Genomic DNA, 12,435 nt, shown 5'->3' on the forward strand with positions numbered 1-12,435 from the left:
CCACAGCTCGGCCCAGTCGATCGCGACGCCGTCCACCCACAGCCGGGCGATCTTGTCGAGCTTGCCGGCCGCCACCACGGTGCGCAGGTACTGGCGTCCCTCGGGGCCGTCCAGCAGCAGCGCCGTGCCGGTCCCTTGCCCGTCGCCCGCGCTGACGCCGTCGGCGGTCACACCGGCCAGCCACTCCTCCAGGCGTTTCACCAGCCCGGCGAGGTCGTCCGCGACCACGGCGAGCCGCTCGGTGAAGACCTCCCGGCCGGTCTGCAGCGTGTAGGCCAGGGCGGCCGGGTCCACCTCGTCGGTGTCCCGCGCCCAGCGGACCAGGTTCTCGGCGTTGCCACGCAGCCGTTCGGCGTCGCGGGCGGACAGCACGAACAGGTACGGCCCGGTACGACCGGCGCTCGGCCGGGTGCGGAACTCCTCCAGCACAAGGTGCGCGTTGACACCGCCGAGACCGAACGAGCTCAGCCCGGCGCGCAGGGGCGCCTCGGTGCCGTCCGGGCCGGTGACGCGCCGCCACGGCTCACGGTCGCGCAGCACGTGCAGCGGGCTGCCGTCGAGACGCAGGTACGGGTTGAGCGTCTCCAGGTGGGGATTGCCGGGCAGCTCGTGGTGCCGCATGGCGAGCAGCACCTTGATCAGCCCGGTCACGCCGGCGGCCGCCTCCAGGTGGCCGGTGTTGCTCTTCACCGCGCCGAGCGCGACCCGGTGCCCGGTGCCGTCGGTGCCGTGATCGGCGTACAGCCGCCGGAAGGCGGTCTTGAGGCCTTCGATCTCGACCGGATCGCCCAACTCGGTGCCGGTCCCGTGGGTCTCCACGTAGGTCACCGTGCGCGGGTCGGTCCCGGCGCGGTGGTGCGCCGCCACGATGCAGGCGGCCTGGGCGGCCGGGTTCGGCGCGGTGAGCGAGTTGCTGCGCCCACCGTGGTTGATCGCGCTGCCGCGCAGCACGCCGTGGATGACGTCTCCGTCCGCGAGGGCCGCGCTGAGCCGCTTGAGCACCACGACACCCACTCCCTCGGCGCGGGCGATGCCGTTGGCGCGGGCGTCGAAGGCGCGGCAGCGGCCGTCCGGGCTGAGCATGTCGGCCTGGCTCATGTCGACGAACAGCGTCGGCGACGCGATCACGTTGACGCCGCCGGCCAGCGCGACCGTGCACTCCCCCCGCTGGATCGCCTCCGCCGCGTGGTGCACGGCGACCAGCGACGACGAGCAGGCGGTGTCGATCGTCTCGGACGGGCCGTGGAGGTCCAGCAGGTACGACACCCGGTTGGACAGGATGGCGTGCGCCCGGCCGACGGTGTTGTACCCGTCGAGCGGCACCCCCAGCGCGTGCTGGAGCTCGAAGTAGTCGTAGGTGCTGCTGCCGACGAAGACGCCGGTGTCGGTGCCGGCCAGGTCGGAGGGCCGGATACCGGCGTCCTCGATGGCCGTCCAGGTCGCTTCGAGCACCAGCCGGTGTTGCGGGTCCATCGCGACCGCCTCGGTGGGCGAGATGCCGAAGAAGTCCGCGTCGAACAGGTCCACTCGGCGCAAGAACCCGCCCCAGCGGGCGGTGGTGCGGAATTCCCCCGGCTCGGGGTCGCCGTGGATGCGCCGCCAGTCCCAGCGGTCCGCGGGGATCTCGGTGACCAGGTCGTCGCCGGCGGCCAGGTGGGCCCAGAACTCGTCCAGGTCGTCCGAGCCGGGCAGCAGACCGGCCATGCCGACGATGGCGACGCCGTCCGCACCGGCGGGCTCCGCCACCCCGGCGGCTCCGGTGTCCGCGACCGGCCCGGAAGACGGGACGGGCCGGGAGGCAGGGAGAAGCCCGGAAGACGGGACGGGCGCGGAAGACGGGAGGAGCCCGGAAGAAGAAGAGACGGCCCCGGGTGGCACAGCCGAAGCCGGAGCGGCGGCCGGAGTGGTGGGTGCCGCAGGAAGGTAGTGGCGGGCCAGCTCTTCCCCGTACTCCTCGATGATCTTCGCCACCAGCTCGCCTGCGGTGGCCACCCCGAAGAACGCCGCCGGGGTCGCGTCCAGGTCCCAGCGCACGTTCACCTGGTGGCTGAGCTTGGTGTACATGATGGAGTCGAAGCCGAACCGGCTGAGCTGGTCGTTCTCGGTCAGCTCGGCAGCGCTCAGCCCGGCCACGCCGCACACCAGAGCCAGCAGGTCGGCGGCCACCGCCGTACGCCACGGTTCGGCGCCCGGCGAAACGGGCTGCGGAACGGCCGACGTAACTGCCGGCGGAGCCGGCTCCGGGTCGGGCGTCCGCACGCCGATTCCGGCCAGCGCCTTCTCGGTACCCGACACGACCACCACCTGAACCTCCTGTCGGCCGAGCACGCCGGCCAGTGCCTCGATGCCCGTGCGGGGCGGGAGCGGATGAAGACCGGCTGCGGCCAGGCGGTCCCGGTGGCGCTCGGTGAGCGCCGAGCCCGACCACGGCCCCCAGTTCAGGACGCGGACGGGGAACGGCAGCCGGGCGGCGAGTGTCTGCCCGATCGCGTCCTGGGCCGTGCAGGCGGCGGCGTACGCGGCCTGGCCCGGATTGCCCAGGAACGACTGCAGCGAGGAAAAGATCGCGTAGAAGTCCAGGTCGCGGCCGTCGATCGCCTCGGCGACCGCCAGCGTGGTGCGGGTCTTGGCGTTCAGCCCCTCGGCGAACCAGTCCTCGTCCAGCGCCGCCAGTGACCGGTCCCGCGCCACCGTTGCCGCGTTCACCACGCCGTGGATCACGCCGACCCGGTCGAACACCGCCCGCATCCGTTCCGCGTCGCGAGCGTCCGCCTGGTGGAACTCCACGGACGTGCCGGTCGGGTCGAACGCGGCGATCCGGGCGGCCCGGGCGCCCTCCGGGCGGGTCCGGCCGATCAGCATCACCCTCGCGCGGTGTTCCCGGACCAGGTGCTCGGCCAGGTCCAGGCCGACGTCCCCGGCGCCGCCGACCAGCGCGTAAGTCCCGCCGTCGCGGAACACCGGCCGGGCGCCGGTGTCGTCGAGCGGCCGGAGCACCCGCTGGTACCAGCGACCCGAGCGCAGCGCGTAGTCGCCCGGCGTGGCGGCGGCGACGGTTGTGGCGTCGCCGGGGCCGACGTCGATCGCGCTGATCCGCCACCTCTCGCACTCCCGGCGGGCCGACTTCACCAGTCCGTGCGCGGCCGCCGCGACCGGGTCGGTGATCGGCCCGTCCACCGCCGCGGCGGCGCGGGTGACCACGGTCAGCGTGAGCTCGCCCGCGCCGGCCGGCCGGGTCTGCAGATGCCGGATCACCCGGAACAGCTCCCGGACCGCGGGCTCGCCGCCGGTGACGACCGCGTGCACGACGGCGGGCGTGGGCAGCGACTCCAGCGATGTGGAGGTGACCCGGTGCACGTCGCTCGCCGGGTAGTCGTCGCCGCCGAGCAGCCAGACCGGTCCGTCGGCCGGCGGGCGGGTGCCCACGTCCGCGATGCGCTGCCAGCGCGGCGCGTAGGCGCCCACGGGCTCGCCGGGGCGCCAGGCTCCTCCGGCCGCGCGCCGATCCAGCACCGGCGTCGCTCGAACGGGTAGGTGGGCAGCGGGATCAGCGTGCCGCCGGTGTCCGGCCAGACGGCCTCGGCTCCGGCCACCCACCGGTCGGCCGGTGTGACGCCATCGGGGCGGGCCAGCGCGGGGTGGCCGGTGCCGTCGATCGCCGCACCGAGGGCGGCGACGAGCGTCAGCCGGTCGGCGGCGGTCACCGCCAGCCGCTCGGTCATCGCGTCCCGGCCATGCTGCAACGTGTGGGCTACGTCCACCAGTTCGACGTCCGAGTCCAGGGCGGCGCGCAGCGCGGTCGCGTAGCGGCGCAAAGCCTCGGGGGTCCGGGCCGAGAGCGGGAACACCAGCGGACCGGCCGGCGCCGCCGGGACCGCCGGATCGGCCGGCTCCTCCACCACGACGTGGGCGTTCACCCCGCCGTAGCCGAAGGAGCTGACCCCGGCGCGGCGCCTGCCACCACCCGGCGGGCGGTGCCAGGGTGTCGCCTGCCGGATCAGATGGAACGGGCTGCCCTCGAGCCGCAGGTGCGGGTTCGGCTCCCCGAGCCCGGCCACCGGCGGCAGGATGCCGTGGCGCATCGCCAGCAGGACCTTGAGCAGCCCGGCGATGCCCGCGGCGGACTCCAGGTGCCCGATGTTCGCCTTGACCGCGCCCAGCCCGCAGAACGGCTCGCCGGGCAGCCCGCCGTGACGGCGCGCCAGCTCGTCGAAGGCCAGCCGCAACCCGTTGATCTCGACCGGGTCGCCCAGCTCGGTGCCCGTGCCGTGGGTCTCCAGGTATCCCACGGTGGCCGGGTCGACGCCGGCCGCCGTGTAGGCGCGCACGATCATCGCGGCCTGCCCGGCGGGGTTGGGCGCGGTCAGCGACCGGGCCCGGCCGCCGTGGTTGACCGCGGAGCCGCGCAGCAGCCCCCGAACCCGGTGCCGACCCGCCGCGCCGGCCCGGGTCAGTACGACCAGGCCCAGTCCTTCTCCCCGGACGAATCCGTCCGCGCGGGCGTCGAACGCCTGGCACCGCCCGGACGGGCTGAGCATGCCGGTGCGGCTGAGCAGCAGGTGGTTGTGCGGCGACAGGATCAGGTTGATGCCTCCGGCGACCGCGACGTCGCACTCCCCGGAGCGGATCGCGGCGGCGGCGCGGTGGATCGCGACCAGGGAGCTGGAGCAGCCGGTGTTGACCGGCTCGCTCGGCCCGCGCAGATCCAGCAGGTAGGACACCCGGTTGACCAGGATGGAGTGCGCGGTCGCGGTGGCCGCGTGCGCATCGACGGGCACGTCCGAGCGGCGCCGGATCTCGTCGTAGTCGCTGGACCCCGCGCCGACGAACAGCCCGACCGGCCGGCCGGCGAGCGTGCCGGGCGGCAGGCCGGCGTCCTCCAGCGCGGTCCACACGCCCTCCAGCAGCAGCCGCTGCTGGGGGTCCATGCCGGCGGCTTCCTGCGGCGAGATCCCGAAGAACAGCGGATCGAACATGTCGGCGTCGCTGATGAAGCCGCCGCGCCGGGCGGGTACGTCGGGGGGCAGGGATCGCCAGTCCCACCGGTCCGCGGGCACGTCGGTGACCAGGTCGTCCCCGGCGACCAGATGGTTCCAGAAGTCGTCCAGGTCGCGGCTGCCGGGCAGCCGCGCGGCCATCCCGATCACCGCGATCAGGTCGTCGGTTCCGGTCCGCGGCGCGGGGCGCAGCGGCGCCTCGGCTTCCGTCGTCTCCGGTACGACCTGCGCATACCGTTCCCGCAGGGTGGCGCCGTAGTCCCGGTCGAGCCGGGCGACCAGTGCGCGCAGGGTGGCGGTCTCGTAGAACAGGGTGGGCGTCACGTCGAAACCGAAGGTGTCGTTGAGCCGCCCGGCGAGCAGGCTGTAGCTGACCGAGTCGAACCCGTAGTCGCCGATCTCGGTGTCCAGGTCGAGATCCTCGACGGGGATGCCGGAGGCCTCCGAGGTCAGTGCCAGCAGCTCGGCGGTGAACGAGGCGCCGTCGTGTGCCAGGGCCTGCTGCGCCGTGACCCGCCCGGGTGCCGGCGCCGGTGCCGGTTCGGTGGCTCGTGCCGCGGCGGCGGCCACGACGACGTGCTGGAAGTTGCGGCTGGTCTCGCCGTCCGTGGGCAGGGCCCGGAACCCGTCGTAGCCGGCGCCGGTCAGCACCGCGTTCCAGCCGGCCACGTCCAGCAGCGGTGATCCGGGCAGCCGCAGGTGTGTGTCGGTGTGTGCCCACCAGCCGTCGAACAGTCCGTACGTGACGGTGGCAGCCAGGGTGACCGTGGTCAGCTCGTTGAGCAGCAGTTGCCCGCCGGTGCGCAGCACGGTGCGCAGGTGCCGCACGGCGCGGCTCACGTCCGAGGTGGCGTGCAGGACGTTCGCGCCGACAGCGAGGTCGAAGGCGTCCGCGGGGAAGCCCTGGGTGACCGGGTCGGTGTCGAGGTCCAGGCGCTTGAACCGCACGAAGGGGTACCGCGCGCCGAACTCTCGGCGGCCGTGGGCCAGGAACGCCGCCGACAGGTCGGTGTACCAGTACTCCAGGTGCTCGCCGTGGGGAGCCAGGGCGCGCAGCAGACCGGCGGTGGTGCCGCCGGTGCCCGAGCCGACCTCGACGATCCGGATCCGCTCGCCGGGGCGCAGCTGCTCCCGGCGGCGGCCGACGTGCTCCAGCAGCCTCGCGGTGAGCACGTCGTTGTACAGGTCGCTGATCGGGTTGTCCCGGTAGATCCGCTCCATCGCGGAGGTGCCCGAGGCGGGGAACAGCAGGTCGGTGGCGAGCAACTCGCCGCGGAGCAGCATCGGGTAGCGGTCGAGGCAGCGGCGCAGCAGCTCGACGAAGACCGCGGACGCCGGATTGGCCGCGGCCAGTTCGCCGAGGCGCTCGGCGTGCCCACCGGCGAGGGCCTCGGTCAGCGCGCCCCGATCCGGCCGGAACCGGTTCTGGTGGACGGTGAGCACGCCGTCGTCGGCGAGCATGGTCAGCAGGGTGTGCAGCAGGCGGTCGTAGCGGGGGGTGACACCCACCCGGCGGGCGACCTCAGCCGCGTCCGGGTCGGGTCCGTCCCAGGCGCCCATCTCGTGCAGCACGGCCAGCAGTGCACCGCGGGCGAGGGCGGTCATTTTCTCGTCGACGGCGTGGAAGTCGTCGACGACCCGCAGGTCGGCGCTGGTCAACAGCCCGTCGGCAGGTGTCACGGCCGGTGTCGTCCCTTCGCTGGGGGTCATCCGCTCCCGCAGTGCGGCGGTGCCGGGCACCACCAGGAGCTGCGGAGCCGGCCGGCGCAGCGCCTCGGCCAGCGCGGTGAAGCCGGTGTCGGGGGTGATGGAGTGGAATCCGGCGGCGGTCAGTTCGGCGCGGTGCTTCTCGGTGGCGACTGAGCCGACCGTGCCCCAGAAGCCCCAGTCGACGGTCCGGACCGGGTACGGCAGGCGTTCGTCGAGGGTGTGCGCGTAGGCGTCCAGGAAGGTTGATCCGGCCGCGTAGTTGCCCAGGCCGGGCTCGCCGAGGAAGGACTGGGCGGAGGAGAAGAAGAGCAGGAAGTCGAGTTCCGATGCGCCGATCGTGTCCACCAGAGCGGCGGCGACACCGGACTTGGCCGCCAGGCTCTCGGTGAGGTCGTCGTCGGAGAGGTCGCGGACCAGACGGGAGCGCTGCGCCATCGCCGCATGCATGATCCCGTGCACCTGGCCAGCCTGCTGCAGTACCGCGGCGAGCTGCCCGGCGTCGGAGGCGTCGGCGCGGAGGTAGCGGATCCGGTGCTCGGCCGCGAGGTCAGGACGCTCCCGGCGGCCGACCAGCACCACCTCCGCGTCCCACTCCACGACCAGCTTGCGGGCCAGGGCCAGGCCGATACCGCCGCCGCCACCGACGATCAGGTAGCGGCCGCCTTGGCGCAGCAGCTCGGGGCCGTGCGGGGCGGGGGCCTCGCCCAGCACCTGCCGGTGCGCGGTCGTCCCGGTGTAGGCGATCCGGGTTCCGCGCCGCGCCGGGGCCGGCAGGTCCGCGGTCAGGTGGGCCGGGTCGAGGTCGACGACGGCGACGGACCACCTGCGGTGTTCGTTCTCCAGGACCCGGGCGAAGCCGTGGACCCCGGCCGCGTACGGGTCGGTGAGCCGCCGTCCGGGCGGGGCGGCCGCCCCTGCGGTGACCACGATCCAGTCGATCTCGGGCAGCCGGGCCCAGCGGCGGGCGTACGCGGCCAGCGCCCGGACGCCGGCCGCTTCCCCGCCGGCGACCCGCGCGGCTTCGGATCCGGCCGTGAGCGCCGGGCCGGTGAGCAGGTAGACCACCCGCGGGTCCGCGGTCACCGGGCCGCCGATCTCGACGAGCTGCGCGCCGGGATGCCGGGCGGCCAGTTCGGCGGCCAGTCTCGTCCGTTCCGGTGCGTAGAGCACCACGACCGGGCCGTCCGGCGTCACCGGCTCGGGGGCGGGACAGGGCTCCCACCGCGGAACGTCGGCGCCCAGCGACACCGGCTCCGGGTGCGGCGCCGCCGCGCCGGGCGCATCAGCGGTGCCCTGGCCGGTGGCGCCGGTTCCGTCAGTGCCCGTCCCGACCCAGCAGCGCACCCGCTCGAACGGGTAGCCGGGCAGGGAGATCTTGCGGGCCCGCCGCTCGCGGTGCAGCACGCCCCAGTCCGGGGCGGCGCCCTTCACCCAGGCCGCGGCCAGCGTGTCCGGGTCGGCCGACGCGGGCGTGTCGACCGGCTCCGTGGCGCGTCCCCGGTGGACGCGCGACTCGTCACCGTTCAGGAAGCCCCGCAGCGCCGCGCGGAGTTCCTCGACGTCGGCGGCCACCACGGCCAGCCGCTCGGTCATCGCGTCGCGCCCGACCTGCGTGGTGTGGGCGATGTCCGCCAGCGAGACGCCGCCGCCCAGTGCCGCGGCCAGGGCGGACAGGCTCGACTGGGCGTCCACCCGGGGCGGCTGTCCTTCGCTTCGGGCGGCCACGGCCTGCATCAGCCGGCGCAGATCGTCCGCGTCCAGGCCCAGCTCCTCGAAGGAGGCGTCCCGGTCGGCGCCGGCGAGCCCGGCCGCGTCGGCCAGGTCCGCCAGTTGGTCCCCGGCGGGCAGCTCGGCGTAGCGCTCGGCGAGCAGGCGCAGGGCCCGCGGGGTGCGCGCGGACAGCAGCACCACCTGCGGGCCGTCTCCGGTGCCCGGTGCCGGTGTCGGGTACTCCTCGACGACGAGGTGGGCGTTGCTGCCCCCGGCGCCGAACGCGCTGATGCCGGCGCGCCGGGGCACGTCGCCGGTGGTGTGCCACGGGCCGACGTCCTGCTGGACGCTGAGCGGGGAGTGCTCCCAGTCGATCGCCTCGTTCGCCGGTCGCGCGTGCAGCGAGGGCACCAGGGTGCGGTGCCTCAGTTGCAGCAGCACCTTGGTCAGCCCGGCGATGCCGGCCGCGGACTCCAGGTGCCCGATGCCAGACTTCACCGAGCCGAGCTGAGTGCCGCCGGTTCCGAAGACCTGGCTGAGCGCGGAGATCTCCACCGGATCACCGAGGGCGGTGCCGGTGCCGTGCGCCTCCAGGTAGCTCACCGTGGCCGGGTCCACGCCGGCGCGGTGCAGCGCCTGCCGGATCACGTCCGCCTGCGCCGTCGGGTTCGGGACGTAGAAGCCGCTGGCGCGCCCGCCGTGGTTGACCGCGCTGCCTTTGATCACCGCGAGCACGCGGTCGCCGTCCGCCACGGCGGCTGCCAGGGGTTTGAGGACGACGACACCGACGCCCTCACCGGGAACGTACCCGTCGCCGCCGGCGCCGAAGGCCCGGCACCGCCCGTCCGTCGAGACGAACCCGACCTGGCTCAGGTGCAGATATTTGTACGGGTGGACGATCAGGTTCACGCCGCCGGCCAGCGCCAGTTCGCTCTCTCCGGAGCGCAGGCTCTCGCAGGCCAGGTGCAGCGCTGTCAGCGACGACGAGCACATGGTGTCCAGCGCGAGGCTGGGACCGCGCGCGTCGAGGAAGTAGGAGACCCGGTTCGCGACCGCCGAGGTGAACGACGTCGGCAGCACCGGCAGCCGGTCCTCGGCGCCGAGGCCGAGCATCTGGTACTGGGTGAACATGACGCCGGCGAACACGCCCACGGGCCGGCCGGCGACCGCGGCGCGGGGGATGCTGGCGTCCTCCAACGCGTGCCACGCGGTCTGGAGGAATAACCGTTCCTGCGGGTCCATGCCCTCGGCCTCGCGCGGGGTGATCCGGAAGAACGCGGGGTCGAACTCGTCGATCCCTTCCAGGAAGGCGCCCCATTTGCTGTACGAGCGCCCGGCGGCCCGCTCCGATTCGAAGAAGCCGGCCAGCCGCCAGCGCTGTTCCGGGATCTCGGTGACGCAGTCGCGTCCGTCGAGCAGGTTCGCCCAGAACCGGTCCAGGTCGGGAGCCATCGGATAGCGGCCCGCCACGCCGATCACGGCGATGTCCCGGCCGGACGGCTGCGGATCGCCCGCGGTTGCCGCGAGGCGTTCCCGAACGGTCGTCGCGGAGGCGTCGCGAATTGCGGCCACGGATGGTTCTGGGATCGTGGCCACGGAACTGGTCTCCGGCTCGCGCAGCTCCAGAGCCCGGCGGGCGTGGTCGGGTCGTCCGTGCAGTACGACGACCTCGCTGCCCCGGTGGTCCCGGATCGCGTCGAGGATCGCAAGGCCCTCGTCGGTGGGCAGCGGTACCTGGCCCTGCCGCCGGAACACCGCCTCGGTCGCCGCGTCGGTGCGCATGCCCCCGTCCGCCCACAGCGGCCAGGCGACCGAGGTGAATCCGTACTCACGTGCGCAGGCGTCGACGAAGGCGTTCGCCGCGGCGTAGTCCGCCTGCCCGACGTTGCCCGCGACACCGGTCACCGACGAGAAGGCGACGAAGAAGTCCAGGCCGAGATGGCGGGTCGCGTCGTGCAGCAGCAAGGTGCCGCGCACCTTGGGCGCCAGCACCGCCGACAGGTCGTCCGGTGACTTCCCGGCCAGCAGGCCGTCCCTGAGGACCCCGGCGGCGTGCACCACCCCGTCGAGGCGGCCGTGCCGGGCGACGATCCCGTCGACCAGGGCCCGCACGTCGGCGGCCACGGTGACGTCGGCGCGTACGAACTCGGCGTTCGGCACCTCCCTCGGCGGGGTGCGCCCGGCGAGTACCACCGTGGCGCCCTGTGCGGTGAAGGACGCGGCGAGCGCCCGGCCCAGGCCGCCCGCGCCACCGGTGATCAGGTAGACACCACCGGGCCGGAGCGGCCGCGTGCCGCCGGGCGCCGCGTCGCGGTAGCGACGCACGAGCCGGCCGCCGTCGTGCCGGACCCAGGTCTCGCCGTGGCCGGACAGTTCGGCGAGAACGGCCCGGGGATCGGGGTCGCCGGCGCATTCCACCGCGGTCACGGCCAGGCGCGGCTGCTCCAGACGGATGGTGCGGGCCATTCCGGCCACCGCCGCGGCGACCAGCGGCTGGGCGACGTGCACCACCGGCACCGGGGCGTCCAGCAGCACCTGGGCGAGCGCCAGCATCTCCCGGCAGGCGGTCTCCACCCCCTCCGGCAGGTCGTCGCCGGCCCGCGGGCCGAGGTGCACGACCGAGTCCGGGGCGCCGGGCAGGTCGGCCAGCAGGGCTCGCAGGTCGTCCGGCGCGCCGGGGCGCAGCTCGTACTCTCGCTCCCCCAGCCGCCGGAAAGCCGGGCCGCGCCGGGCGGTGATCTGATCCGGCCGCAGCCGGGCGTCGCCGATGACCAGCAGGGACCCGGTCGACGGCGGGTCCGGCCAGGCCGCCGACTGCCATGTGCCGGTCAGGCAGGCGGTGGTCGCCGGGGTGTTGTCGGGCGGCCGTGCCTCGGTGCGCGGCCGGTCCGGGATCAGGCCGGCCAGGTGGTCCGTGACCGCGTCGACGGTGGGGTACTCGAACAGCAGCGTCGGGTAGAGCGTGATGTTCCACCGCTCCTCGAAGGAGCGCACCAGGGCGAGCAGGTCCGTCGACTCCAGACCGAGGTCGTAGAAGCCGCGGTCACCCTCCACCTCCAGCAGGTCCGGGTCGGCCGCGACCTGCCGGACCAGCTCGACGATCTCGGCGCGCAGCGAGGCGCCCGCCGCGGGCGTGGGAGCGGCCGCGGGCGCGGGTGCCGCGGTCGCCGAGGCGGTGAGCCGGGTGATCGCCTCGGTGGAGCGGACCCGCTTGAGGACCAGGCCGGTGAATCGGGCGGCCGGGGCGCCCGAGGCGTCGTACAGGTCGATGTCGGCCTTGACGATGTCGGCGGCCGGGCCCGCCGAAGTGAGCCGCATCTCCACCGTGCAGGTGTCGCCGAGCGGCCGCACCGCGCGGAACTCTCCGATGTGCAGGGGAATCAGCGGCCGCTCGTCGGCTCCGGCCCCGGCGAACGCCAGCGCGTACGCCTGCATGGTCGACCCGTCGAGCAGGGCCGGGTGCAGCATGAAGTCGTCCGCCGTGGCCCGCGCCTCGGCGCCGAGCGCGAGCTGCGCCCGTACCGCGCCGGTCTCGACCCGCATCGTGCCGTGACAGCGCATGAAGTCACGGTGTTCGATCCCGACCGACCTGCCGATCGTGTAGACCTCGCCGATGTCGCGCGGCGGTGCGGCTCCCGCCGGACTCGGCGCTCCGGTCAGGGCCGGCAGGCCGACGCGGAGGATGGCCCGTAAGTGCGTGGTCTGCCCGTCGTCGGCCGGAGCGCCGTCGTGAACGCGCCGGCTGGTCGCCGTGACACGTGTTACGTCGCCGTCCGGTTCGAGCAGGACCGTGACCTCCCGGTCGAAGTCCTCGGTGGTGGTGAGCGGCTCGACGAAGAGAACGTCGCTGAGCCCGGCGCCGCCCGGCTCGATACCGCGCTCGCCGAGCAGGCGGTACACGATGTCGAGGAAGGTCACCCCGGGCAGCGTGCGCACCCCGTGCACGCGGTGATCGTCGACGATCGGGTTGTCCCCGGTCAGCCGAAGAAGGCAGCGAACAGCCAGACGGTCCACGTGT

General features: G+C 74.3%; 2 protein-coding genes. Both read right to left on the minus strand.

Going from position 1 to position 12,435, the window contains the following annotated elements:
• Positions 1-3,357: SDR family NAD(P)-dependent oxidoreductase (locus ACWH4W_RS21755; protein WP_473079226.1), on the minus strand; the 3,357-nt coding region annotated here is incomplete at its 3' end.
• Positions 3,252-12,431 (minus strand): SDR family NAD(P)-dependent oxidoreductase, encoded by a 9,180-nt coding sequence (locus ACWH4W_RS21760; RefSeq protein WP_473077568.1) that lies wholly within the window; start codon positions 12,429-12,431, stop codon positions 3,252-3,254. The genes ACWH4W_RS21760 and ACWH4W_RS21755, both read right to left, overlap by 106 nt.
• Positions 12,432-12,435: the final 4 nt, after the last annotated feature.

The sequence above is a fragment of the Streptomyces sp. DSM 120436 genome, from assembly GCF_055778765.1.